Below are 25,398 nucleotides of genomic sequence, written 5' to 3'. Positions count from 1 at the left end.
GGGCTTCGAGACGCTGACCGAGGCGGGTTACCAGCCGGAGATCGCCTACTTCGAGTGCCTGCACGAGTGCGACCCGGGCGACCCGTACCGCGGTGTCGGCGCTGCGCACCCCCGCCCGCGCGGTGGCCGCCCCGGCCGCGGCGACCAGGCCCGCCACGGGCGCGGCCCCCGCTGCCAGCAGCCGGGAACCGGCCACGGCGAGCCCGGCCGTCCTCGAGGGGCGCATCACTCCCGCAAGTCCCATCTCGCTCCCTCAGTCGCTGCCGCGGTGGCGTGGCACGGCGGTGAGGGCGGCACCCGGCAGCCCACACGGCGCGGAGGTCGCGGTCCGCGGTGGCCGGGGAAGGGCCGAAGACTTCAGCTCAGCCATCTCTTCTGCCTCCGTTCACCCATTCTTGCCCCTGGGTTCCCACGCCGCCCGGTCACCACTCCCGGGAGGGTGAATCGACGAGTACGCCGGGGGCCGGCAGCACCACGCCGCCCGTGGCGCCCCTCAGGCGTGTCCGCGGTGTTTACGTCCCCCGTGGGTGGTCACCCGGCGTAGTGACCCCGACGTCCGAGGCGACTGGGAGTGAGCGACGTGGCTGGAGAGCAGAAGGCCAAGGCCAAGATGGAACAGGCCAAGGGCAAGGCGAAGGAAGCCGTCGGCCGGGCTGCCGACGACGAGGGGCTGGCGGCCGAGGGCCGGACCAAGAAGTCCAAGGGCGACCTGCGCCAGGCGAAGGAGAAGGCCAAGGACGCCTTCCGGCGCTGAGCGGTGCCGCGCACCACGGCGGGGTCCCCGTTCACCGGACGGGGACCCCGCCGTACTGTCGCGTGCCGTCCGTCGCGGGCGGACACCGGGACGCGGGAGGACGCGCCGTGGATCACCGGCCGGCAGCCGTGCGGATGTCGGTGTCCCAGTGCAGCTGCCGGGCGAGGTCGTCGTCCCCGGGACGGGGCGCCGGCCGGTCCGGGACGGTGCCGGAGGGGGCGTGGGTGCCGCGGGACAGCTGTCCGCTGACCTCGTCGGCAAGACGGCCGCGCTCAAGCAGCGGGACTACGACTGGAGCGCCGAGGTCCGCTCGATCGGCGCGCCCACCCTCCTCGTCTTCGGCGACGGGGACGCGGTCCGTCCGGCGCACACGGTGGAGTTCTTCGCCCTGCTCGGCGGGGGCCTGCGGGACGCCGGCTTCGACGGCACGGGCCGTTCGGACGCCCGGCTCGCCGTCCTGCCGGGCGCCGGCCACTACGACATCCTGTCGCACCCCGGGCCGGCGGCCGCCGTGAAGTCGTTCCTGGCCGCCTGAGACGGGCCTATGCCCAGGGGCGCGGTCCCGTGGTGTCGTGCCACGCCCGCAGGGCCTGTCCGTCCAGGCAGACGATGCCGCACAGTCCGGCGTACTCGGCCGCGGGCGCGGTGAAGTCGCTGGTGGTGACGAGGACCGCCACGTCGGCCTCGTGGACGGTGAAACAGGTGCCGCCGAAGCGCTGGAGTTCCTCGGAGCCGACGCGGTGGGTGTCGCCGTACCGTTTGCACTGGATGACGACGCGTCGGCCGTCCGGGGTCACGGCCAGGACGTCGGCACCGAGGTCTCCGGCCCCGCCGACGACCTCCACCTGTGAGCATCCGTCCCGTTCGCACAGGGCGGCTATCGCCTGTTCGAACTCGTCGGCGTCCAGGACGTCGTAGTCCACGACACCGCATCCGTATCCGTCGAACGCGACACTGGACTCCTGTGCGATGGCCGGCGGTGCCTCGACCGGCGCCGGATCGGGGGTGTACGGCGGTTCCAGCGCCTCGACGGCGGTGCGTGTCGCCGCGTCGAGCGCGGCGGCGGCCCGGCGCGCGGCCCTCCGGGCGGTCCACCGGCGCCGCCCGCGTCGCAGTGCCACGGTGGACGCCGCGGCGAGGAGGCACAGCAGGGCGATCCAGCCGGGACGGCGTTCGAATGCGGCGGCCACCGCGCGGGCGGTGAGGCCGAGGACGCACAGGAGCAGGGCGAGAAGACCGAAGTACAGCGCCGTCGCGCGCAGGTCGAAGGGACTCCGGCGGCCGTCGCGGCTCAGGCGGCGTGCGGGCGTGGTCACGGCGGTGAGGTCCCCCCTCTGATGGGCATGAAGATCACTTTGCCGTCTGCCCAGGATCGCGCCGTTCACCGGCAGCGGCGGCGGCCACCCGCGCCGCGCCGCTCGCCGGGTCCAGGAGTCGAGGTCGTCGGCGAAGTGCCGGAAGCCGTGCCGGTCCCGGCGCGGGGACCACGGCACCTCCGCGAGCACGCCGGGTCCTTGCGGCGGTGCCCGGGGACGATCGCACCGGGGATGATCAGCTGTGCGACGTGGATCCCCTCGGCGGCGAGCCTGTCGTGCAGCAGGTGGCCGTACGCGCTATCGGCGGCGAACGCGATCGACGTGCCCGCCCGTTCGGGGTGCGGGACGACGGCGGTGCCGCCGCTGACGAACAGGATCGTGCCGCGGCCCAGGGCACGCATGCCGGGCAGCACCTGCTGGACGGCGGCGACCGGACCGTAGCCGAGAACTCGACCGGGCCGATCAGATCGGTGTGCGTGGTCGCCGGCACGGGCCGCATGAAGTCTTGGTGCGGGACGGGGCTGTACTGCAGGATCTCGATCGGCCCGACCACCGAGGCCGCCCCCAGGGCGGCCGCGAGGGCCCCGGGTCGCGGACGTCGGCGGCGAAGCCGCGCGCGCGCCGACTCCCTCGGCGGCGAGTCCGGCCGCCAGGGTGTCCAGACGGCCCTGGTCACGGGCGATCAGAGCGATGTCGTACCTCTCCCCCGCACGAACCGGCGCGCGACGGCCGCTCCCAGGCCCGGGCCGGCTCCGACGACGGCGAGCGCGGTCACGAGACGGTCCTCGCAGTGGTACGGCTGAGCGTCACGGTCACTGGTTCGCCTCCCGGTCTCGACACGCTGCTTCGGCGGGGCCGGGCCGTCCGCACCCGCCGCGCCCACCGTACGCGCGCGGAGGGGGCCGGCGGCCGCGCCGGCCCCCTCCGTCCCGGCCCCCGTGCCCCACCTGGGCGGATCGGGGAACCGGCCCTCCCGGAGCCGCTACGCTTGGGGCGCCGCAAGCGCCTACACCCTTTATCCACATGGCGAGTTGACGCGAGCGGCAGTCGAGACGTCGTACGGCAAGAGGGTGGGACCACAGGTGCTGGCAGCGGGCCGATACCGGTTGCAGGACGCGATCGGGCGGGGCGCCATGGGGGAGGTCTGGCGGGCCTTCGACGAGATACTGGGCAGACCGGTGGCGGTGAAGCTCCTGCTGTCGCAGAGCTCCGACCCCACCGCCACTTCCCGCTTCCATCTGGAGGCGCAGACCGCCGGCTCCCTCAACCACCCGAACGTGGTCGGCGTACTCGACTTCGGTGAGCACGAGCACCACCTGTTCCTGGTGATGGAACTGGTCCAGGGCGACAGCCTCGCCCGGCTGCTCGCCACCTCCGGGCCCCTGCCCGCCGCACACGTCGCCCGTATGGCCGCCGAGGCGGCCGCCGGGCTCGCCGCCGCCCACCGGCAGGGCATCGTGCACCGCGACATCAAGCCCGCCAACCTCCTCCTGGACGCCGACGGGACGCTGAAGATCGGCGACTTCGGCATCGCCCGCTTCTTCGACGACCCCGGTGCCGCTCTGACCGCCACCGGGCAGATCGTCGGCACCAGTCTCTACCTGGCACCGGAACGCGCGCTGGGCAAGCCGGCCGGGCCGGCCTCGGACGTCTACTCCCTGGGCTGTGTGCTCTACCAGCTCCTCACCGGCCGTCCGCCCTTCCAGGGGGACAGCGCGCTGATGATCCTGCACCAGCACCTCGACGCCGCTCCGGTGCCGCCCCGCGCGCTCGGCGCGGAACTGCCGCCCGCCTTCGAGAACTACCTGCTCGGACTCCTCGCCAAGCGGCCCGAGGACCGTCCGTCGGCCGAGGAGGTGGCGGACTGGTTCGGGCGTGGCGCCTGGCGCGGGACGGCGCAGCCGCTGCCGCGGGAACTGCCCGGCCACGACCGCGGGGCCACCGCCGGTGGCCCGCCCGGGCCCCGGTTCCCCGCCGCGCACGCCACCGCACCGGCCGCCCGGGGGACCGGCACCCGGGTGCCCGCCGCCCGGGCGGCCGGCCGTCCCGTCACGGCGGCGGACACGGAGTGGCGTACGTCGGTGCACCGGGCCGCGCCGCACCGTCCCCGTCCGTCCTTCCTGCGCCGATCCCGGGTGCTCGTGCTGCTGTGCGGCACCGCCCTGTTCATCGCGGCCCTGCTCGCCGGCATGGCCTGGTTCTCGCCGGGCGGATCCACGGGGGGCCGGGAAGCCGATCCGTCGGCGAGCCCGCGGTCCTCCACCGCGCCGTCCTCCGCGCCCGCCGCGTCGCCGTCCCCCGCGTCGGCCGTCAGGACCGCTTCCCCGTCCCCCGCCAAGGCCCCCGTACTGCAGCCCCGGCAACCGGCCGGCGGCCCCCACAAGGCCCCGCCGAAGGCGGACGGACCCGGAGGCCGGGCCGGGCACTGACCCCCGTCAGGCCCCGGCGGGCGCCGCGGGAGAGAACCGCCCGGGACCGCGGGGTGTGTCGACCGGCGCATCGGGGGGACATGGAAGGCGAGACGTCTACCGGCGCAGGCGAGCTGCCCTCCGAGACCGGCGGACGGTGTGTGCCGGCCGGCGGAAGGAGTGCCCGCGATGAGCCAGGCCGATGGGGCTCCGTCGATGCTCGGCCGGGCCGGGACCGGGCGACCGGGGGACGAGTCGTCACAGCCCAGCGGGCTGATGGACCTGCTCGCCGTCGCGGCGGTGCTGCTGGACGCGGACGGGCGGGTCGTCCTGTGGAGCCCCGAGGCCGAACGGCTTTACGGCTACACCGCCGAGGAGGCGCTGGGCGAGTACGCGGCGCGGCTGCTGGTCCACGCGGAGCACTGGGACTGGGTGGTCAAGACCTTCGTCGAGGTCATGGAGACCGGCCGGAGCTGGGCCGGCAGTTTCCCCATCCGCCGGAAGGACGGCAGCACCCGGCTCGTGGAACTGCGCAACATGCGGCTGCTGGACGACCGCGGCGACTTCTACGCGCTCGGCCTCGGCACCGACTCACCGACGCTGCACGAGCTGGAGCGCGACGTCGCCCTGTCCACCCGGCTGATCTCCCAGTCCCCCATCGGCATCGCGATCCTCGACACCGAGCTGCGGTACCTGGCCGTCAACCCCGCTCTGGAACGCATCCACGCCATGCCCGCGCGGGACCACATCGGACTCCACTACCGCGAGGTCATGCGCGCCCCGGAGTTCGAGGCGGCCGAGTCGGCGATGCGCGAGGTGCTGCGCACCGGAGCCCCGCTGGTCGAGCAGGCGCCGCTGGTGGGCCGTACCGCGGCCGACCCCGGGAACCCGCACGCCTGGACGATCTCGCTCTTCCGGCTGGAGGACACCCAGGGCCGGATCCTCGGCGTGGCCGAACTCGTGGTGGACGTCACCGAGCGGTACGAGGCGGCCCAGGAGGCCGGCGAGACGCGGCGGCGGCTGAGCGTGATCGCCGACGGCTCCGCCCGCATCGGCACCACCCTGGAGGTCGGACAGACGGCCAGGGAGCTGGCCGAGGTCACCGTTCCCGCCTTCGCCGACGTGGCCGCCGTCGACGTGCTCGACTCCATCCTGGACGAGCACCGGCCCCCCTCCCGCGAGGGCTCTCCGGCGTACTTCCGCGCCCTCGCGCTGAAGGCCGCCTACCCCACCGACGCCGTCCGGGCCGCCGACCCGCCCGGCCGGATCGCCGCGTACCCCGCCGACCGCCTGGCCACCCGGTGCGTGCGGACCGGCCGCCCCGTCCTCGTCCGGCACGCCGACGGCAAGGACCTGTCGTGCATCGCCCGGGACGAGCGGTCCGCCACCCTGCTCGCCCGCGCCGGAGTGCACTCCTACCTCGCCGTGCCGCTCTCCGCCCGCGGCACCACCATCGGCTTCCTCGGCCTGACCCGGGCCCGGGACCCGCGGCCCTTCGACGAGGACGACATGGCCATCGCGGTCGAGCTGGCCTCCCGCGCCGCGGTCTGCATCGACAACGCCCGCGCGCACCAGAGCGTGCGCAACGCGGCCGAGTCCCTCCAGCGCAGTCTGCTGCCCGATCACCCGCCGCGCCTTCCCGGGCTGGAGGTGGCCTCCCGGTACCAGCCCGCGCAGGCCGCCTACGAGGTCGGCGGCGACTGGTACGACGTCGTCCCGCTCGACGGTGCCCGGACGGCCCTCGTCGTGGGTGACGTCATGGGCAGCGGCATCGACGCCGCCGCCACCATGGGCCGGCTGCGCACCGCCACCACCGCCTACGCCGACCTCGACCTCGAACCCGCCCAGGTACTGCACCACCTCGACGCGCTCACCTCACGGCTGGAGCAGTACATCGCCACCTGTGTGTACGCCGTCTACGACCCCCGGCGCGCCGAGTGCCACCTCGCCACCGCCGGACACCTCCCGCCCGCCCTGGTCTGCCGCGGCGAGCACCCCCGCCTGCTGGACCTGCCGACCGGCGCGCCGCTCGGCGTCGGCGGTGTGCCCTTCGAGACCGCCACGGTCCCGCTCGCCCCGGGAGACCAGCTGGTCCTGTACACCGACGGGCTGGTCGAGACGCGCGAGCACTCCATCGACGAGCGCCTCGAGACCCTCCTGCGCCTCCTCGACACGCCGGACGCCTCCTTGGAGGAGACCTGCGACCGGCTCCTGCACGACCTGAGGCATCCCGCGAACCACGACGACGTCGCCCTGCTCATCGCCCGTGCCTGCCTCTTCACGGCGTAGGCCCGGCCGACCGCCCGAGATGCGGATCACCGGGCCAGTGCCGACCCTGGTAACGGAACCCGTTCCGCCGAGGAGGCAGACATCATGTCCATGATGGACAAGCTCAAGAGCATGCTGAAGGGCCACGAGAGCCAGGCGGCCAAGGGCGTCGACAAGGCCGGTGACTACGTCGACGAGAAGACCCAGAGCAAGTACAGCCGCCAGGTCGACACCGCCCAGGAGCAGCTGAAGGACCAGCTGGGCCGCGAGCAGGGCCGGGACAACCCGCCCCACGCCTGACCCGCCGGCCTCCAGGAGCCATCGCCCCCGGGCGCGCCGCGCCGCACGTCCGGGGGCGACGAAACGCCTCATCCCTGTCTCCGCATGGACACGACGAGCAAGAGGGTGGGCAGGGCGGAGGCGTTGGTGCTGGGCGGGGGCGGTGTCGGCGCTCTCGCCTGGATCGCCGGGCTGCCGCCAGGGCCGGCCGACACGGGCCAGGACGTGACGGGGGCCGACGTGATCGTGGGGACCTCGGCCGGCTCGACCGTCGCGGCGCAGCCGGCGGCTCGAGTGGAGCCGCCGGCTGAGCCGGGCCCACCCAGCGGGCCCGTCGTCACCTTCCCGCCGCCCGCCCGGAGGACGGGCGGCGGGAACGTCGAGGGCGGGGTCCGGCCGGTTCAGGCGATCTCGACGAGCAGATCGCCGCCCTCGACCTGCTGGACCCGGTTGATGGCCAGGCGGGACACCCGCCCCGCCTTGGGTGCGGTGATGGTGGCCTCCATCTTCATCGCCTCGATGGTCGCCACCGTCGCGCCGGCCTCCACGTCGGTGCCCTCGGTGACCGCGAGCGTCACCACTCCGGCGAACGGCGCCGCGACGTGACCGGGGTCGGCCCGGTCGGCCTTCTCGGTGACCGGGACGTCGGAGGCGGCCGCCCGGTCCCGTACCTGGATCGGCCGGAGCTGGCCGTTCAGGGTGGCCATCACGGTGCGCATGCCGCGTTCGTCGGCGTCGCCGACGGCCTGGAGTTCGATCAGCAGCCGCACCCCGGGCTCGAGGTCGACGGCGTACTCCTTCGCGGGCCGCAGCCCGTAGAAGAAGGCCTTGCTGTCGAGGACGCTGGTGTCGCCGAAGGCCTGCCGGTGCGTGTCGAACTCGCGCGTGGGGGCGGGGAACAGCAGCCGGTTGAGGGTGGCGCGCCGGGACTTCTCCAGGCCCTCGCGGTCCTCCGCGGTCAGCTGCCGCACCGGCTTGGCCCCGGCGCGGCCCTGCAGGGCCTTGGTGCGGAACGGCTCCGGCCAGCCGCCGGGCGGGGTGCCCAGCTCGCCGTGCAGGAAGCCGATGACGGAGTCGGGGATGTCGTACCGGTTCGGCTCCGCCTCGAAGTCCGCCGGGCTCACCCCGGCGCCGACCAGGTGCAGGGCGAGGTCGCCGACCACCTTGGAGGACGGGGTGACCTTGACCAGGTGGCCGAGGATGCGGTCGGCGGCGGCGTACATCGCCTCGATGTCCTCGAAGCGGTCGCCGAGACCGAGCGCCACCGCCTGGGTGCGCAGGTTGGACAGCTGGCCGCCGGGGATCTCGTGGTGGTAGACGCGTCCGGTCGGTGAGGCGAGGCCCGCCTCGAACGGCGCGTAGATCCGGCGGACGCTCTCCCAGTACGGCTCCAGGTCGCCCACGGCCTGCAGGTCGAGGCCGGTGGGCCGCTCGGAGTGGTCGGTCGCCGCCACGATCGCCGACAGCGACGGCTGCGAGGTCGTGCCCGCCATGGAGGCCACCGCGCCGTCCACCGCGTCGGCGCCGGCCTGGACGGCCGCGAGGTAGGTGGCGAGCTGGCCGCCCGCGGTGTCGTGGGTGTGCAGGTGCACCGGCAGGTCGAACTCCCGGCGCAGGGCCGAGACGAGCTTCGCGGCCGCCGGGGCACGCAGCAGGCCCGCCATGTCCTTGACGGCCAGGACGTGGGCGCCCGCCTCGACGATCTGCTCGGCCAGCCGGAGGTAGTAGTCGAGGGTGTACAGGCGCTCGCCGGGATCGGACAGGTCGGAGGTGTAGCAGAGGGCGACCTCGGCGACCGCCGTGCCGGTCTCCCGTACGGCCTCGATGGCGGGCCGCATCTGGCCGACGTCGTTGAGCGCGTCGAAGATCCGGAAGATGTCGACGCCGGTGGCGGCGGCCTCCTGCACGAAGGCGTCGGTCACCTCGGTCGGGTACGGCGTGTAGCCCACGGTGTTGCGGCCGCGCAGCAGCATCTGGAGGCAGATGTTGGGCACGGCCTCCCGCAGGGCCGCGAGGCGCTCCCAGGGGTCCTCGGCGAGGAAGCGCAGGGCGACGTCGTACGTGGCGCCGCCCCAGCACTCCAGGGACAGCAGCTCCGGCAGGGTCCGGGCCACGACCGGGGCAACCGCGAGCAGGTCCTTGGTGCGTACGCGGGTGGCGAGCAGCGACTGGTGGGCGTCGCGGAAGGTGGTGTCGGTGACGCCGATGGTCGGCGACTCGCGCAGCCACCGGGCGAAGCCCTCCGGGCCGAGCTGGACGAGCCGCTGCCGGGAACCCGCGGCCGGCTCGCCGGCGGGCAGCGGGGGCAGCTTGGTGACCGGGTCGATGAGCTCGGGCCGCTCGCCGTGCGGCTTGTTGACGGTGACGTCGGCGAGGTAGGTGAGCAGCCTGGTGCCGCGGTCGGCGGAGGAGCGGGCGGTGAGCAGGTGCGGGCGCTGCTCGATGAACGACGTGGTGATCCGCCCGGCCTGGAAGTCCGGATCGTCGAGGACGGCCTGCAGGAACGGGATGTTCGTGGCGACGCCGCGGATGCGGAACTCAGCCACGGCCCGCCGGGCCCGGCCGATCGCGGCCTTGAAGTCCCGGCCCCGGCAGGTGAGCTTGACCAGCATCGAGTCGAAGTGCGCGCTGATCTCCGTACCCGCGTGGGTGGTGCCGCCGTCCAGGCGGATGCCGGAGCCGCCCGGGGAGCGGTAGGCGCTGATGCGGCCGGTGTCGGGGCGGAAGCCGTTGGCCGGGTCCTCGGTGGTGATGCGGCACTGGAGGGCGGCGCCCCGCAGGGTGACGGTCTCCTGGGACAGGCCCAGGTCGGCCAGCGTCTCACCGGCCGCGATGCGCATCTGGGCCTGGACCAGGTCGACGTCGGTGACCTCCTCGGTGACCGTGTGCTCGACCTGGATGCGGGGGTTCATCTCGATGAAGACGTGGTTGCCGTCCCGGTCGAGCAGGAACTCCACGGTGCCGGCGTTGCGGTAGCCGATCTGCCGGGCGAAGCGCACCGCGTCGGCGCAGATGCGGTCCCTCAGCTCCGGGTCCAGGTTCGGGGCGGGCGCCAGTTCGATCACCTTCTGGTGGCGGCGCTGCAGCGAGCAGTCGCGCTCGAAGAGGTGGATGACGTCGCCCTGGCCGTCGGCGAGGATCTGCACCTCGATGTGGCGCGGCTCGACGACGGCCTTCTCCAGGAACACGGTGGGGTCGCCGAACGCGGACGCCGCTTCGCGGGCCGCCGCCTCGATGGACTCGCGCAGCTGGGCGGGGTCCTCGACCCGCCGCATGCCGCGCCCGCCGCCACCCGCGACCGCCTTGACGAACACGGGGAAGCCGATCTCCTCGGCGGCCCGGACCAGTTCGTCGGTGTCGGTCGACGGGGCGGAGGAGCCGAGCACCGGTACGCCCGCCTCGCGGGCGGCGGCCACCGCGCGCGCCTTGTTCCCGGTCAGCTCCAGGACCTGGGCGCTCGGCCCGACGAAGGTGATGCCCGCCTCCTCGCAGGCGCGGGCCAGTTCGGGGTTCTCGGACAGGAAACCGTACCCGGGGTAGACCGCGTCCGCGCCCGCGCGGGCCGCGGCGGCGACGATCTCCTCGACCGACAGGTACGCCCGCACGGGATGCCCGGGCTCACCGATCTCGTAGGCCTCGTCGGCCTTCAGCCGGTGCAGCGAATTGCGGTCCTCGTGCGGGAAGACGGCGACCGTGCGCGCCCCCAGCTCGTAGCCGGCGCGGAACGCGCGAATCGCGATCTCCCCGCGGTTGGCGACCAGCACCTTGCGGAACATTGTCGATCCCTTCAGCCTGCCGGTGACGAACACCATGGTGTCGGCCACTCCCCTGCCGTGCCACGTGATGAACGTTAGGGGGTATCGGGGCTGCTGAAGGGCGGGATACGTCACATTGACATGACCGAGTTGAGCCAGGAGGCCAGGAGCCGGCTGGTCTCCTCGGGCCGTTCCTGCTGGATCCGGTGCCCGCAGCCGTCGAGGAGGTGCGAGGCGAGGAGGCCGGGCAGGGTGGCGGGGAAGGCGTCGATCGCGTCGGCCGGCCAGGCCGGCCCAGTTGCGGTCCATGTTCCGCGGGCGACGAAGTGCGGGTGCGGGGCATCAAGCCGATGATGCCGGCGGTGCAGCCGCGGCCGTCACCGATGTCGTAGCCGAAGCGGTAACCCGTCACGCGCGAAGTGGTAGGAACACACAGCGCAACGTGCGAGGAGCGCGCTTCGCCCGCGCGAGTGGTGCATCGCCCTGGACGGTCGTAGCGTCGATATTGAGTCGATCGCGAGCGGGCGGAGGCGAGATGCGCGGACCGATTGTATGGACAGCGATCACGCTCTGGTCGGGCGCGCTGCTGGCGGCGGCCGTATCCCCGGCCGCGGCCACCGCGCCGGCCGCGGCATCGGCGCCGACGGCGGCGACGGCGGCGACGGCGGCCGCACCGGAGACGAGGAGCGCGGCGGCGCGGCCGCCCGGGCCCGTGCTCGTCGACTGCGTGTCGAATCCGGACGTACGGCCGGCCGACTTCATCCTGGCCTGCGGTGACGGCAACAGCCGCCTCGCCGGGATGCGCTGGTCGCAGTGGAGCCCGGCGTCGGCGAAGGCCGTGGGCGTGAACCTGGTGAACGACTGCAAGCCGTACTGCGCGGTGGGCACGTTCCACGCGTACGCGGTCACGGTGCGGCTCGACCGTCCGAAGCCCTGGAAGAAGTATCCGCAGGTGCAGCACTTCACCCGGATGACCCTCACGTACACCGGCAACGCCAGGCCGGAGGGGTTCCCCCGTGTGGTGACGTACCCCCTGTGGGACTGACCCCGCGTCCGGCGCGGGTCAGCGCCGCCCGGTGTGCGCCCGCGCGGCGACGTACAGTTCCTCGGAGGCGGAGATCAGCTCTCGCCGTTCCTCCTTCGAACCGACCATCGGCTGGGACCCGTCGAGCGGGACCTGGGCGCTCTCCGGCAGGTACCGCACCGTCACCAGGCCGATGGCCCCGGCCAGCATGAGGTAGAAGGCCGGCATCATGTCGTTCCCGGTGAGGTTCACCAGGGCCTCGGTGACCAGCGGGGTGGTGCCGCCGAAGGCCGCGACGGCGAAGTTGAAACCGATGCCCATGGCCGCGTAGCGCACGGCCGTCGGGAAGAGCGCGGGCAGGGTGGCCGCGCTCGGTGCGGCGAAGCAGGCCAGCAGGGTGGAGAGCAGGAGCATCCCGAGGACCGGGCCCCAGGTGCCGTGCATCTTGATCAGCAGGAAGGCCGGCACCGCCAGGACGATCATCGCGGCCGCGGCGACCGCGTAGACCGGGCGCCTGCCGACCCGGTCGCTGAACCGGCCGATGAAGGTGATCAGTACGACGATCCACACCATGCCGACCAGCACGAGGACGTCCGCGAAGCCGCTGGAGCGGTTCAGCGTCTCCGTCTGATACGTCGGCAGGAAGCCGGTGACCATGTAGTTGGTCACGTTGTAGAGCAGCACCAGACCGACGCAGACCAGCAGCGGCCGCCAGTGGTTCCTGACGATCGCCTTCAGCTCACGGCCCGCCGAATCCTGGGCGAGGCTCTTCTCGTGTTCGTCCAGCTGCTGCTGGAAGGCGGGCGATTCCTCCAGCTTCAGCCGCAGGTAGAGACCGATCACACCGAGCGGTCCGGCGATCAGGAACGGGATCCGCCAGCCCCAGGAGAGCATCTGGGCGTCGGTCAGCGTCAGGTTCAGCAGGGTGACCAGGGCCGAGCCGAGGGCGTAGCCGACGAAGGTGCCGAAGTCGAGCCAGCTGGAGAGGAATCCGCGCCGGCGGTCCGGCGAGTACTCGGCGACGAAGGTGGTGGCGCCGCCGTACTCACCGCCGGTGGAGAACCCTTGCACCATGCGGGCGAGGAGCAGCAGCACGGGAGCGGCGACGCCGATCGTGCCGTAGGCGGGTATCAGCCCGATGGCGAAGGTGCCGACCGCCATCATGATCATGGTGGTGGCGAGCACCTTCTGCCGGCCGAGGCGGTCGCCGAGGGGACCGAAGACGAGGCCGCCGAGCGGGCGTACCACGAACGCGGCGGCGAAGGTGGCGAAGGAGGAGATCACCTGGGCGGCGGGTGAGGCGCCCGGGAAGAACACCTTGCCGATCGTCGCGGCCAGGTAGCTGTAGACGCCGAAGTCGAACCACTCCATGCAGTTGCCGAGCGCCGAGGCCCCGACCGCGCGCCGCAGCAGGGGCGGCTCGACGACCTGCACGTCCTCCGTGCGGAAGGCGCGCCGGTTCCGGCGGAGCCTGCGGGTGAGGTCCTCGCGCACCTGCCGCGGGAGAAGCGCGGCACGTTTCGCGCCCTTCGGCTCGCCGGAGAACTCGCCCTGACCGTCAGCGATGGTGTCGGCCATGCCGCCGCCCTTCTACGTTCGTACTGCACTGCGCACACGCGACCGATGTGCCCTGCAGGACGCACACCACCGCACGCCACACCTCCTGCCCGGCATCGCTCCCTGCACACCGGCAACGTCCGAGCGGCGAGCCCGGCGAGCGGGGTCAGGCGAGGCAGGTCAGGGGACGGCCTCCGTTGTAGGCGACCATGTCGCCGAGCGCGGCCACGGCGTCGATGGGCCGGCCGAGCGGTCCGTCCTCCAGCTCCGCGTAGGCCCGGTGCAGGTTGCCGACGATCCGCTCCCGGTCGAGCAGCTCGCCGTACTTCCCCAGGTCCAGTTCGCGGGCGGTCTGAAGCGGCGTCAGCCCGGCGTCGCGGCCGTCGCGGGCGGCCTGCTGCACGAACCGCAGATAGCCGAGGACGTCGTCGACGATCTCGGGGCCTGTGACGGCGCCGTGCCCGGGGACGATGGTCGTCGCGCCGAGCGGCCGGACGACCTCCTCCAGGACCCGGATGGCGCCGGCCACCGACCCCTGGAGCAGGAACGGTGTGCCCCCGTTGAACAACAGGTCGCCGCTGAAAAGCAGTCGGCGCTCGGGCAGCCAGACGATCGAGTCGTTCGTCGTGTGGGCCGGCACCCCCACGTGACGTACCTCGGCACGCAGGTCGTCGGACCACACGGTCACCGAGTCGGTGTACGTGAGGAACGGCGGCTCGAGCACGAACTCGCCCCAGTCGACCTCGGTCCAGAACGGCTTGTCCTTCGGCTCTCCCCATTCGAGGACGCCCGCCCGGGTGGCCTCGTGCCCGACGATCGTGGCGCCGCTGAAGAGGTGGTTGCCGAAGGTGTGGTCGCCGTGGTGGTGGGTGTTGATGAGCGTCCGTACCGGCTGCGGCGTGACCTTCGCTATGGCGTCCAGGTAGGCCCGGGTGCGGCGGACCGTGGAGCAGGCGTCGACGCTGATCACGCCGCGTCGGCCCACCAGGAAGCCGGTGTTGTTGATCCACCAGGTTCCGTCCGGCTGGATGTAGGCGAAGACACCGTCGCTGACCTCCTCGACCCGGGCCGGGGGAAGCGTGCTGACGTCGTGGTGGACACTGCTCACTGCGGGCTCCTGTCGCGGTGGGTGAGCGGGGGCGCATGGGCCGTCTCCGTGATCATCGCATCCGAGCCGGTCCCGCCGGTACCCTGCTCGCCGGACGCCCGGGTCCTGGGGGAACCGCGCCGCCCGGTCGGTCCCGTTCCGTCACCCCGCAACCGGGCCTCACCGCACGAAGCCGCCGGCCGGCCGAGCACCGCGGCGGAACCGCGCCCACCGGGAGAGGCTCACGGACCGTCCCGCCGCCGACGGGCGCCGGCCGCGCGGGGGGCGGGGGCGCAGGGCGCGGGGGCGCGGGGCGCGGCACTTGACTTGGAGTGCGCTCCACGTCCTAGCGTCGAGAGAGACGATCCACTCCACAGGAAAGGCCAGGACGCACATGAAGCGGCGCAGGCTGCGGGACCTGGAAGTGTCAGCCATCGGCCTCGGCTGTATGGGCATGTCCGCCTTCTACGGCTCCGCCGATCAGGACGAGGGCGTCCGGACCATCCGGCGCGCACTCGAGCTGGGCATCGACTTCCTCGACACGGCGCAGCTCTACGGCCCGCTCACGAACGAGACGCTCGTGGGCCAGGCGATCAAGGGCCATCGCGACGAGTACGTGATCGCAACCAAGTTCAACTACCGGATGGACGACGCCGTCCCCGGCGACATGAGCACGGTGGGTCGGCAGGACGGCTCCGCCGAGCACGTCCGCAGCTCGGTGCACGGCTCGCTCAAGCGGCTCGGCACCGACTACATCGACCTCTACTACCAGCACCGCGTCGACCCTGACGTCCCCGTCGAGGAGACCGTCGGCGCCTTGGCGGAGCTGGTCGCCGAGGGCAAGGTGCGGCATATCGGCCTGAGCGAGGCGGGGCCCGGAACCCTGCGCCGCGCACACGCCGTGCACCCGGTCACGGCCGTGCAGAGCGAGTACTCGCTGTGGACGCGCGACCCGGAGTCCGAGGTGCTGCCGACGTGCCGGGAGCTTGGCATCGGCTTCGTCCCCTACTCGCCCCTGGGCCGCGGCTTCCTCGCGGGCCGGTTCTCCTCGCCCGACGAACTCGACAGGGAGGACTGGCGCCGCGGCGGCCCCCGCTTCACCGGCGAGAACCTGGAGGCGAACCGGAGGCTCGCCGAGAAGGTGAAGGAGATCGCCGCCGAGAAGGGCGTGACACCTGCCCAGCTGGCGATCGCCTGGGTGCTCGCCAGGGGCGAGGACCTGGTTCCCATCCCGGGCACCAAGCGCCGCGGCTACCTGGAGCAGAACGCCGCCGCGACCGACGTCGAGCTGACCGGGGAGGACCTGGCCCGCATCGACGCGGAACTGCCGGAAGCCGCCGGAGCCCGCTACGACGAGGCCGGTATGCGGGCCGTGGACCTGTAGCACCCGGGCGGCGGGACCGGCCAGGGGGACGGCCAGGCGAACCGGCGATCCTGTCATGAACACGACTTTGAGCAAGCCCGTCCATGAGCCGATTGATCCCGCATTGCGCTCATGACCGCGGCGAGTGCGGGTAGCCGCTACTGCGACGCAGACCGGCCGCCGGTTGTTCGACGACAAGGATCCCCCCACACACGAAGGCCCATGGAACATGGTCATCCCGCTCAGGAATCAGACGGCGGACGGACAGACCTCCCTCGCTCCCGCTCCGCTTCGCTACAGCGCCACCTGGGAGGCCGGCACCCTGCGCGGCATCGATGCGCGGCGGGCGGTGTCGGCGTTCCTGGGCCGCCTGGGGTACCTCCCGGACCAGCGGGTGAGCCAGGACGCCCAGCTGGTGGTCAGCGAGCTCGTGACCAACGCGCTGCAGCACGCTCCCGGCCCCTGCGGGCTGCTGCTGGAGCTGTCCCCCGGCGCGGACGTGCTGCGCATCACCGTGTGGGACACCTGCACCGCCCTCCCCGAGCTCCAGCCGAGGGACGGGGGCCGGATCGGCGGCCACGGGCTGAGGCTGGTCGCCATGCTCTGCGCCGATCTGCGGACCGGGCCGCTCGACGGCGGCAAGCGCGTGACCGCGGACCTGCGCCTGCCGCCACCGAGCGGCTGAGGTCCGCCAGGAGCAGACGCCGGCGGCGCACGGTGGGCCACCGCGCACAGCAGGCACGGGTGCCACTGTGGGTGCCACGTGGGTGCCACTGTGGGTGCCGCTGTGGAACACCCCGCGTTCGACCACCCGAAAGCCCCCAGTATCGTGTGGTTACCATATGAGCGCCGCCTAGCTCGAAAGATGGATCTGTGACTGTCAACGACGACTCGTTCACCAACTGGAAGAACCGCGAGGAGATCGCGGAGTCGATGATCCCGATCATCGGGAAGCTGCACCGCGAGCGGGACGTCACGGTCCTGCTGCACAGCCGCTCCTTGGTGAACAAGTCGGTGGTCAGCATCCTCAAGACCCACCGCTTCGCCCGGCAGATCGCGGGCGAGGAACTCTCGGTCACCGAGACGATGCCGTTCCTGCAGGCGCTCACCACGCTCGACCTCGGCCCCTCCCAGATCGACCTCGGCATGCTCGCCGCGACGTACAGGGCCGACGACCGGGGCCTGACGGTGCCGCAGTTCACCGCCGAGGCCGTCGCCGGCGCCACCGGCGCGGGCAAGATCGACCGCCGTGAGCCGCGCGACGTCGTTCTCTACGGCTTCGGCCGCATCGGCCGCCTGGTCGCCCGGCTGCTGATCGAGAAGTCCGGCTCCGGAAACGGGCTGCGACTGCGTGCCATCGTCGTGCGTGGCGACGGCGGGCGGGCCGCCGAAGACCTCGTCAAGCGCGCCTCGCTGCTGCGCCGGGACTCCGTGCACGGCCAGTTCCAGGGCACGATCACCGTCGACGAGGCGAACGGCACGATCTCCGCCAACGGCAACGAGATCAAGGTCATCCACGCCGACGACCCGACGTCGGTGGACTACACGGCGTACGGCATCAAGAACGCCATCCTCATCGACAACACCGGCAAGTGGCGCGACCGCGAGGGCCTGTCGAAGCACCTGCGCCCCGGCATCGACAAGGTCGTCCTGACCGCGCCCGGCAAGGGCGACGTGCCCAACATCGTGCACGGCGTCAACCACGACACGATCAAGCCGGACGAGCAGATCCTGTCCTGCGCGTCCTGCACCACCAACGCGATCGTGCCGCCGCTGAAGGCGATGGACGACGAGTTCGGCGTGCTGCGCGGCCACGTGGAGACCGTCCACTCGTTCACCAACGACCAGAACCTGCTGGACAACTACCACAAGTCGGACCGACGCGGCCGTTCCGCGCCGCTGAACATGGTGATCACGGAGACGGGTGCCGCCTCCGCCGTCGCCAAGGCGCTTCCCGACCTCAAGGCCCGGATCACCGGCAGCTCGATCCGCGTGCCCGTGCCGGACGTCTCGATCGCCATCCTCAACCTCCAGCTCGGGCGCGAGGCCGACCGCCAGGAGGTCCTCGACTACCTCCGCAACGTGTCGCTGACCTCGCCGCTCAAGCGGCAGATCGACTTCACCACCGCCCCCGACGCGGTCTCCAGCGACTTCATCGGCTCCCGTCACGCCTCGATCGTCGACGGCGGCGCCACCAAGGTCGAGGGCGACAACGCGATCCTCTACCTGTGGTACGACAACGAGTTCGGCTACTCCTGCCAGGTCGTCCGCGTCGTCCAGCACGTGTCCGGGGTGGAGTACCCGACGTACCCGGCCCCGGCGGTCTGATCCTCTGATCCGGACCCCGTCACACTCCGCCGGCCGGGACCCCCTTCTCCGGGGTCCCGGCCGGCGGTGTCACGCCACCCGGATGCCGACGATGCAGGTGTCGTCGTCGGTGTCCGACCTGCTGTAGGTGAGCAGCCGGTCCAGCTGCTGGTCCAGTGTCCTGGGCGCGCTGGGCGCGGACCGGGCGGTCGCCAGCAGATGCGACAGCGACTCCTCCACGGACCGGTCGCGGCGCTCGATCAGACCGTCGGTGTACATCAACAGCGTGTCCGCGGGCTCCAGTCGGAGTTCCGTCTCCTCGTACACCGCTTCCGGCACCGCGCCGAGCAGCAGTCCCTTGACGACCGGCAGCGTGGTCGCCTCGGCGTCCCGGACGAGTACCGGGGGCAGGTGCCCGGCCCGGGCCCAGCGCAGGGTGCGGCTCTCCCCGTCGTAGAGCCCGCAGACGGCGGTGGCGGTGACGGCACCCGTGAGGTGGTGCGCCACGATGTTGAGCCAGGACAGCAGCTGCGCCGGCCCCGCGCCCGTCACGGCGAGGCCGCGCAGCGCGTTGCGCAGGACGACCATGCTGGTGGCCGCCTCGATGCCGTGCCCGGCCACGTCCCCGACGCACAGCAGCACCAGACCGGAGGGCAGCACGACCGTGTCGTACCAGTCGCCGCCGACCAGTTGCTCCGTCTCGGCGGGCCGGTAGCGCACCGCCACCTGGAGGTCCGGCACCTGCAGCGGGGCCTGCGCCGGGGGCATGATCGCGTGCTGCAGCTGCAGGGCCAGCCGGTTGCGTTCATCGGCCTGCTGCTCGGTGTGGGCGAGTTGGTCACGGGTGGCGGCGAGAGCCACCTCGGTCCAGTGCTGGGCCGAGATGTCCTGGTAGGCGCCGCGCACCACGAACAGCCGGCCGTCGGTGTCGAGGACCGGCTCCGCCACGACCCGGATGTGGCGGGTGACCCCGTCGGGCCGCAGGAGGCGGAAGGCGGCGGAGGCCGGACGCCGGTGGTGCAGGAGCGTCCTCAGGAACCGCCTGATGGTGACGGCGTCGTCGGGGTGGGCGTGGGCGGGCAGGTCCTCCAGCGCGACCGGGGGGCTGGTGGGCGGCCGGCCGTACAGGCTGAAGAGCTGGCCGTTCCAGGTGATCTCGGCCGTCAGCAGGTTCTCCTCGAAGCCGCCGATGCGGCCGAGGCGCTGGGCATGCTGGAGCAGGCTGGCGAGCCGGGCGGTCTCGTCCTCGATGCGCCAGATGAGCAGCACGCTGGAGCCGTGGCGGCTGACGCTGATGTCGGCGACGGTCGCGAGCGGGACCTGGTCGACGAGCGCGGTCAGGTTGATCCGCTGCGCCCGGAACGGCTCGCCCGTGGCGTAGACCCGCTCGACGCGCTGGTACAGCTCGCTCTCGCCGGCGGCCATCGGGTAGGCCTCCAGCAGCAGGGCGCCGTTGACGACGGCACGGGGCCGGCCCGCCGGGTCGAGGAAGCGGTTGTTGACGTGCTGGATGCGGAAGTCGACGAGCTGTCCGGCGCCGTCGAGGTGCGGTACGAGGACCAGCGCCGGGTCGTGCAGTCCGTCCGCGAGATCGCTGAGCTCCTGCGCGTCCGGCACCACCCGGGGCTCCTGCGCCGTCCCGTGCAGCAGCGTGTACGTCTCCAGGGTGTGGGCGCACAGCTCCGCCAGTGCCTCCACCTGCCGGACCACCTGCGGGGGCTGGGGTCCCTCGGGCCGGGGCCAGGCGATCTCCAGCACCCCGTGGATACGGCCGCCCGCCCCGGCGGGTACGGCGGCCCGCGCGCCCTCCGGATGCAGGAGCCGACCGATCGTGGGCAGGCCGGACTCCGCGAGCGACGGCAGCCACTGCCCCGACCGCTCGGTGAGGCCGCGCCGGGCCACCGTGGCCACGTCCGGCGGGACATAACGCCAGCGGGCGGCCTCGGCCTGCGGGAACCCGGCGCTGCCGGCGAGGGTCAGCGAACCGTCGGAGCCCGCGGCCCAGATGGCCACGCCGACCGCGCCGAGCGGCTCCAGCGCGTGCTGCAGCAGGGAGTCGGCCACGGCCTGGGTGTCACTGGCCGCCAGGGCGCCGCTCTCGGCCGCACGCAGCCGGACGGCCGCCGATTCGTCGAGTTGCTCCGGCGCTTCCGCGGTGCCCGCGAGGAAAGCGCCGGTCACCTCGGACACGCGGTCCCGGGCGGCCTGGTTGATGACCTCCACGGCGAATTCCAGGGGCGTCACCCGAGCCTGCTCGGTGAGTTCGGCGAGCTGGCGCGCGGCCTGTGCCGGGCCGCAGCCGAGCCGCTCCACGAGGATGCCCTTGGCGAGCTCGACCAGCGCCCGCCCCTCGGCCTCCGCCTGCGCCGCCCGCACCTCCCGGCGCAGCCGCTCCACGGTCGCGGCGAGCCTGCCCACGGGCGACGTCCGCGCGGACCCCTCCGGCTCGGTCTCCGAACCGGCCTGCAGGGCCATGAGGGCAGCGGGGTCGACGGCGGGCGGATCCGAAGCGGGCTGCTCCTGGGCCGACGGCACACCGCCGGCCGCCGGCCCTCGCCCGGCCACGACATCCGACGACCCGGTCACCTCGTCACCCGGCGCGCCCGGATCGAACACCCCCTCCCCCACCACACCGCCCGGCCGGCCGGCATCCGGCACACCGGCGGCCGCCGGATCCGGCGCGGCCATGACGTGCGACGTCTCGGGGGCCGCGGTGCCCGGCTGACCGGGGACGGGCGGTTCGGGTGCCGTCGGTCCGAGGGGCGGAAGGGCGCTCGCCGGCTCGGGGGTCGAGTCGTACGTGGTCACGGTGTGCGGGCTCCTCGGCTGGCGGACGGCCCCGGCGCGCTGCGGTACGCACGCGGGGCTGGGGCGGGCGCGGGCCTCGTCATGCGGGGAGCCAGCGCCGGACGCAGGCGACGAGGTCCTGGGTGTCCACCGGCTTGGTGACGTAGTCACTGGCCCCGGAGGCCAGGCTCTTCTCCCGGTCGCCGGGCATCGCCTTGGCGGTCACGGCGATGATCGGCAGGTCGGCGTACCGCGGCATCTTCCGGATCTCGGCGGTGGCGGTGTAGCCGTCCATCTCCGGCATCATCACGTCCATCAGCACGAGGGCGACGTCCGGATTGTTGACCAGCGTCTCGATGCCCTTGCGGCCGTTCTCCGCGTGCAGCACCCGGAATCCCTGGAGTTCGAGGATACCGCTGAGCGCGAAGAGGTTGCGCGCGTCGTCGTCGACGACGAGGACGGTACGGCCCGCGGCCGCGGCGGTGGTGTCGAGCATCGGAACCTGCGTCTCGTCGTGCCGGACCAGCGTCAGCACCTCCCCGGGCTCCTCGGTCGACAGGTGCAGGGCGATGCGCTCGCGCAGCTCGTCCAGGCTGTAGAGGTACTCCAGGGACCGGCCGTCGGGACCGGAGCGCACGCCCTCCTCCCCGACCGGTCCGGCCCGGTGACCGCTGTGCACCAGGACCGGAACGCTCGCCAGCGCCGAGTCGCCCTGCAGGGCGTCCAGGAAGCGGGCCGACTCGCCGTCGGGCGTGCCCAGTTCGACGACGACGCAGTGGCACGGCTCGGCGGCCAGGGCACCGGCCGCCTCCTGGGCGCCGACGGCGGTGATGATGTCGACGGGTGCGTGGGAGGGATCGCTCTCCCGGCCGTGTGCCAGGTCCCTGACCACGCTCTCCGCGACGAGGGTCAGCAGTCCGCGCGGCCGCTCCTCGACGACCAGCAGCCGGCGCGGACGCCGCTTCGTGCCGGTGCGGACCGCCCCTTCCCCGGATGCGGGTTCGGCCGTCGTCTCGGACGCGAGCGTTTCCAGCACCTTCTGGGGCGGGCGGCCGCCACGCGCCGTCTCCGCGAAGTCCGGCCGTGCCACGGGCAGGTAGAGCGTGAACGTGCTGCCCTTGCCGGGGGTGCTGTCCACGGTGACGGCACCGCCGAGCAGGTGCGCGATCTCCCGGGTGATGGACAGGCCGAGGCCCGTGCCGCCGTACTTGCGGCTCGTCGTGCCGTCCGCCTGCTGGAAGGCCCCGAAGATCGTCTCGAGCTGCTGCTCGGGAATGCCGATCCCGGTGTCCATCACCCGGAAGGCGACGACGCTGCCGCTGCGCAGCACTCCTTCGGGCGTCTCGTCGTCCGACGCCGGTTCGATCCGCAGTTCGACACCGCCCTGTTCGGTGAACTTCACCGCGTTGGACAGCAGGTTGCGCAGGATCTGCCGGAGCCGGGAGTCGTCGGTGAGCAGGTCGGCGGGCGCACCGGTCGCCGTGGTGATGGTGAACTCGAGGCTCTTCTGCGTCGTCATCGGCCGGAACGTGGCCTCGACGTACTCGATGAGCTGCCGCAGCGGGACGCGTTCCGGCGTCACGTCCATCTTGCCGGCCTCGACCTTCGACAGGTCCAGGATGTCGTTGATCAGCTGGAGCAGGTCGGAGCCCGCGGAGTGGATGATGCCCGCGTACTCGACCTGCTTCGGGGTGAGGTTGCGGGACGGGTTCTGGGCGAGCAGCTGGGCCAGGATGAGCAGGCTGTTGAGCGGGGTGCGCAGCTCGTGGCTCATGTTCGCGAGGAACTCGGACTTGTACTTCGAGGCCAGCGACAGCTGCTGGGCGCGGGCCTCCAGTTCCTGCCGCGCCTGTTCGATCTGCAGGTTCTTCGCCTCGATGTCCCGGTTCTGGTCGGCCAGCAGCGACGCCTTCTCCTCCAGTTCGGCGTTGGAGCTCTGGAGTTCCTCCTGCCGGGCCTGCAACTCCGCGGAGCGGGCCTGGAGTTCGGAGGTCAGGCGCTGCGACTCGCCCAGCAGCTCGTCGGTGCGGGCGTTGGCCACGATCGTGTTGACGTTGACGCCGATGGTCTCCATCAGCATCTGCAGGAAGTCCCGGTGGATCTGGGCGAAGGCGCTGACCGAGGCCAGTTCGATGACGCCGAGCACCTGGTCCTCGAAGACGATCGGCAGCAGCATCAGCGCGCTCGGCTCGATCTGCCCGAGTCCGGAGGAGATCGTGACGTAGCCCGCCGGGAGGTCGTCCACGGCGATGGTGCGGCGGCTGCGGGCCGCCTGGCCGACCAGCGACCGGCCGAAGGGGATGCGGGTGGGCCGCGGGTCCTCCTCGGGACGGCCGTAGGAGCCGACGAGCCGGAGCTCCGGGCCGCGGTCGCCGTCGTCGGCGAGGTAGAACGCGCCGTACTGGGCGGACACCAGGGGCACCAGCTCGTCCATGATGAGCTCGGCGACCACGGGCAGTTCGCGGTGGCCCTGCATCAGGCCGGAGATCCGCGCGAGGTTGGTCTTGAGCCAGTCCTGTTCCTGGTTGGCGCGGGTGGTCTCGCGCAGGGACTCCACCATCGAGTTGATGTTGTCCTTGAGTTCGGCGACCTCCCCGGAGGCGTCCACGGTGATGGACCGGGTCAGGTCGCCCTCGGCCACGGCGCTGGCCACCTCGGCGATGGCGCGCACCTGCCGGGTCAGGTTGCCGGCCAGCTCGTTGACGTTCTCGGTGAGGCGCTTCCAGGTGCCGGACACCCCCTCCACCTCGGCCTGGCCGCCCAGCCGGCCCTCGGTGCCCACCTCGCGCGCCACCCGGGTGACCTCGTCGGCGAACGCGGAGAGCTGGTCGACCATCGTGTTGATGGTCGTCTTCAGCTCCAGGATCTCCCCGCGCGCGTCGACGTCGATCTTCTTCGACAGGTCACCGCGCGCCACCGCGGTGGTCACCAGCGCGATGTTGCGGACCTGGCCGGTGAGGTTGTTGGCCATGGAGTTGACGTTGTCGGTGAGGTCCTTCCAGGTGCCGGCCACGTTCGGCACATGGGCCTGGCCGCCCAGCCGGCCCTCGGTGCCGACCTCCCGGGCGACCCGGGTGACCTCGTCGGCGAACGCCGAGAGCGTGTCGACCATCGTGTTGATGACGTCGGCCAGCGCCGCGACCTCGCCCTTGGCCTCGACCGTGATCTTCTGGGAGAGGTCGCCCTTGGCGACGGCGGTCGCCACCTGGGCGATGGACCGCACCTGTCCGGTCAGGTTGGAGGCCATCACGTTGACGTTGTCGGTGAGGTCCTTCCAGGTGCCGGAGACACCCCGCACGGTCGCCTGACCGCCGAGGTTGCCGGCCGTGCCCACCTCGCGGGCCACGCGGGTGACCTCGTCGGCGAACGCGGAGAGCTGGTCGACCATCGTGTTGATGGTGTTCTTCAGCTCCAGGATCTCCCCGCGCGCGTCGACGGTGATCTTCTGCGACAGGTCGCCCTCGGCGACGGCGGTGGCGACCTGGGCGACGTTGCGCACCTGCGCGGTGAGGTTGCCCGCCATGAAGTTCACCGAGTCGGTCAGGTCGCGCCACGTGCCCTTGACGCCCTTGACGTCGGCCTGGCCGCCCAGCCGGCCCTCGGTACCGACCTCCCGGGCGACCCGGGTGACCTCGTCGGCGAACGCCGAGAGCTGGTCGACCATCGTGTTGATGGTGTTCTTCAGCTCCAGGATCTCCCCGCGCGCGTCGACGGTGATCTTCTGCGACAGGTCGCCCTTGGCCACGGCGGTGGTCACCTGGGCGACGTTGCGCACCTGCGCGGTGAGGTTGCCCGCCATGAAGTTCACCGAGTCGGTCAGGTCGCGCCACACGCCGGCGACACCGGGGACCTGGGCCTGGCCGCCCAGCCGGCCCTCGGTACCGACCTCCCGGGCCACGCGGGTGACCTCGTCGGCGAACGCCGAGAGTTGGTCGACCATCGTGTTGACGGTCTCCTTCAGCTGAAGGATCTCGCCACGCGCGGGCACGTCGATCTTCTGCGACAGATCGCCCTTGGCGACGGCCGTCGCCACCTGGGCGATGTCCCGCACCTGCGTGGTGAGGTTGCCCGCCATGGCGTTGACGGAGTCGGTCAGGTCGGCCCAGGTGCCGGAGACGCCCGGCACCTCCGCCTGGCCGCCGAGCGTGCCCTCGGTGCCGACCTCCCGGGCCACGCGGGTCACCTCGGAGGTGAACACCGACAACTGGTCGACCATGCCGTTGAACACGGTGGCGATGTCGCCCATGAGCCCGTCGGAGTCGTCGGGCAGGCGCGTCCCGAAGTCGCCGTCCCGGACGGCTGTCAGACCCGCGAGGAGTCGTCTGAGTTCCTGGTCACCCGGGACCGCCTCGGTCACCTCGGTCGCCTTGCCGGCCATGCGTCCCCTCGTTCCGCTCCCATGAGCCTCCGGTCGAAGGCTCGGAACCGTGCCGGGAACGCCCTGCGGCCCGGCCGATTGTGCACGCGTTTCCGCAGTTCACGGATGTGTCTAC

General features: G+C 72.5%; 15 protein-coding genes and 3 pseudogenes. 10 read left to right on the top strand and 8 right to left on the bottom strand.

The window, feature by feature from the left end; genetic code table 11:
• The 3 genes and pseudogenes from ABZX30_RS27835 to ABZX30_RS27825 form a co-directional block, all read left to right on the top strand.
• Positions 1-67, top strand: a pseudogene (locus ABZX30_RS27835) (hypothetical protein); the annotation flags it as partial.
• 513 nt (positions 68-580) lie between these two features.
• Positions 581-754 carry a CsbD family protein gene (locus ABZX30_RS27830; RefSeq protein WP_355938144.1) on the top strand — a complete coding sequence of 58 codons (174 nt, stop codon included), beginning with the start codon at positions 581-583 and terminating at the stop codon, positions 752-754.
• Between the two features lie 220 nt (positions 755-974).
• Entirely contained in the window at positions 975-1,289 is a 315-nt protein-coding gene (locus ABZX30_RS27825; RefSeq protein WP_355938142.1) for an alpha/beta hydrolase, read from the top strand.
• Between the two features lie 7 nt (positions 1,290-1,296).
• Here the strand turns inward: ABZX30_RS27825 and ABZX30_RS27820 are convergent, their stop codons facing one another.
• Complete coding sequence (locus ABZX30_RS27820; RefSeq protein ID WP_355938156.1) at positions 1,297-2,070, bottom strand: restriction endonuclease; 774 nt, start codon at positions 2,068-2,070, stop codon at positions 1,297-1,299.
• Between the two features lie 114 nt (positions 2,071-2,184).
• Positions 2,185-2,845: pseudogene (locus ABZX30_RS27815) on the bottom strand (SDR family NAD(P)-dependent oxidoreductase); the annotation flags it as partial.
• A 256-nt stretch (positions 2,846-3,101) separates the two neighbouring features.
• Between ABZX30_RS27815 and ABZX30_RS27810 the strand changes: the two are divergent.
• From ABZX30_RS27810 to ABZX30_RS27800, 3 genes are all read left to right on the top strand, one after another.
• Positions 3,102-4,499 carry a serine/threonine-protein kinase gene (locus tag ABZX30_RS27810; RefSeq protein ID WP_355938140.1) on the top strand — a complete coding sequence of 466 codons (1,398 nt, stop codon included), beginning with the start codon at positions 3,102-3,104 and terminating at the stop codon, positions 4,497-4,499.
• Positions 4,500-4,694: 195 nt separating this feature from the next.
• Positions 4,695-6,767, top strand: a complete 2,073-nt coding sequence (locus tag ABZX30_RS27805) for a SpoIIE family protein phosphatase (protein ID WP_355938154.1) — start codon at positions 4,695-4,697, stop codon at positions 6,765-6,767.
• Positions 6,768-6,851: 84 nt separating this feature from the next.
• Positions 6,852-7,046 carry an antitoxin gene (locus ABZX30_RS27800; RefSeq protein WP_355938138.1) on the top strand — a complete coding sequence of 65 codons (195 nt, stop codon included), beginning with the start codon at positions 6,852-6,854 and terminating at the stop codon, positions 7,044-7,046.
• Positions 7,047-7,426: 380 nt separating this feature from the next.
• On the opposite strand, the gene ABZX30_RS27795 is transcribed toward ABZX30_RS27800, so the two are convergent.
• Together ABZX30_RS27795 and ABZX30_RS27790 are read right to left on the bottom strand one after the other, a co-directional pair.
• Positions 7,427-10,801 carry a pyruvate carboxylase gene (locus ABZX30_RS27795; protein WP_355938152.1) on the bottom strand — a complete coding sequence of 1,125 codons (3,375 nt, stop codon included), beginning with the start codon at positions 10,799-10,801 and terminating at the stop codon, positions 7,427-7,429.
• A 110-nt stretch (positions 10,802-10,911) separates the two neighbouring features.
• Positions 10,912-11,067: pseudogene (locus ABZX30_RS27790) on the bottom strand (alpha/beta hydrolase); the annotation flags it as partial.
• Between the two features lie 248 nt (positions 11,068-11,315).
• On the opposite strand from ABZX30_RS27790, the gene ABZX30_RS27785 reads away from it, so the two are divergent.
• Complete coding sequence (locus tag ABZX30_RS27785) at positions 11,316-11,825, top strand: hypothetical protein (RefSeq protein WP_355938136.1); 510 nt, start codon at positions 11,316-11,318, stop codon at positions 11,823-11,825.
• 18 nt (positions 11,826-11,843) lie between these two features.
• On the opposite strand, the gene ABZX30_RS27780 is transcribed toward ABZX30_RS27785, so the two are convergent.
• Together ABZX30_RS27780 and ABZX30_RS27775 are read right to left on the bottom strand one after the other, a co-directional pair.
• Positions 11,844-13,382, bottom strand: coding sequence for an MFS transporter (locus ABZX30_RS27780; protein WP_355938134.1), 1,539 nt, complete (start codon positions 13,380-13,382; stop codon positions 11,844-11,846).
• Between the two features lie 145 nt (positions 13,383-13,527).
• A complete protein-coding gene (locus tag ABZX30_RS27775; protein WP_355938132.1) occupies positions 13,528-14,469 on the bottom strand; it encodes an MBL fold metallo-hydrolase in 942 nt (313 codons plus the stop codon).
• A gap of 373 nt (positions 14,470-14,842) precedes the next feature.
• Between ABZX30_RS27775 and ABZX30_RS27770 the strand changes: the two genes are divergently transcribed.
• From ABZX30_RS27770 to ABZX30_RS27760, 3 genes are all read left to right on the top strand, one after another.
• Positions 14,843-15,832 (top strand): aldo/keto reductase, encoded by a 990-nt coding sequence (locus ABZX30_RS27770; RefSeq protein ID WP_355938131.1) that lies wholly within the window; start codon positions 14,843-14,845, stop codon positions 15,830-15,832.
• A gap of 208 nt (positions 15,833-16,040) precedes the next feature.
• Positions 16,041-16,496, top strand: a complete 456-nt coding sequence (locus ABZX30_RS27765) for an ATP-binding protein (RefSeq protein WP_355938128.1) — start codon at positions 16,041-16,043, stop codon at positions 16,494-16,496.
• A 188-nt stretch (positions 16,497-16,684) separates the two neighbouring features.
• The gene (locus ABZX30_RS27760; RefSeq protein ID WP_355938126.1) at positions 16,685-18,139 is read left to right on the top strand and encodes a glyceraldehyde-3-phosphate dehydrogenase; all 1,455 of its coding nucleotides are present in this window, start codon (positions 16,685-16,687) and stop codon (positions 18,137-18,139) included.
• A gap of 69 nt (positions 18,140-18,208) precedes the next feature.
• Here the strand turns inward: ABZX30_RS27760 and ABZX30_RS27755 are convergent, their stop codons facing one another.
• Positions 18,209-20,593 (bottom strand): SpoIIE family protein phosphatase, encoded by a 2,385-nt coding sequence (locus ABZX30_RS27755; RefSeq protein WP_355938150.1) that lies wholly within the window; start codon positions 20,591-20,593, stop codon positions 18,209-18,211.
• A 412-nt stretch (positions 20,594-21,005) separates the two neighbouring features.
• Complete coding sequence (locus ABZX30_RS27750; RefSeq protein WP_355938124.1) at positions 21,006-25,283, bottom strand: HAMP domain-containing protein; 4,278 nt, start codon at positions 25,281-25,283, stop codon at positions 21,006-21,008.
• Between the last annotated feature and the right edge of the window lie 115 nt (positions 25,284-25,398).

This window comes from Streptomyces sp. NPDC004542 (assembly GCF_040610035.1).
Classification (GTDB): domain Bacteria; phylum Actinomycetota; class Actinomycetes; order Streptomycetales; family Streptomycetaceae; genus Streptomyces.
The sequence above is the reverse complement of the archived record's forward strand: the minus strand, read 5'-3'. Positions and strand labels throughout refer to the sequence as shown.

Bases quoted from the DNA above. Each gene is read 5' to 3' on its own strand.
- ABZX30_RS27805 (WP_355938154.1), top strand. From the start codon at position 4,695: ATGCTCGGCCGGGCCGGGACCGGGCGACCGGGGGACGAGTCGTCACAG.
- ABZX30_RS27800 (WP_355938138.1), top strand. From the start codon at position 6,852: ATGTCCATGATGGACAAGCTCAAGAGCATGCTGAAGGGCCACGAGAGC.
- ABZX30_RS27795 (WP_355938152.1), bottom strand. From the start codon at position 10,801: ATGTTCCGCAAGGTGCTGGTCGCCAACCGCGGGGAGATCGCGATTCGC.
- ABZX30_RS27785 (WP_355938136.1), top strand. From the start codon at position 11,316: ATGCGCGGACCGATTGTATGGACAGCGATCACGCTCTGGTCGGGCGCG.
- ABZX30_RS27780 (WP_355938134.1), bottom strand. From the start codon at position 13,382: ATGGCCGACACCATCGCTGACGGTCAGGGCGAGTTCTCCGGCGAGCCG.
- ABZX30_RS27770 (WP_355938131.1), top strand. From the start codon at position 14,843: ATGAAGCGGCGCAGGCTGCGGGACCTGGAAGTGTCAGCCATCGGCCTC.
- ABZX30_RS27765 (WP_355938128.1), top strand. From the start codon at position 16,041: ATGGTCATCCCGCTCAGGAATCAGACGGCGGACGGACAGACCTCCCTC.
- ABZX30_RS27755 (WP_355938150.1), bottom strand. From the start codon at position 20,593: ATGGCCCTGCAGGCCGGTTCGGAGACCGAGCCGGAGGGGTCCGCGCGG.
- ABZX30_RS27750 (WP_355938124.1), bottom strand. From the start codon at position 25,283: ATGGCCGGCAAGGCGACCGAGGTGACCGAGGCGGTCCCGGGTGACCAG.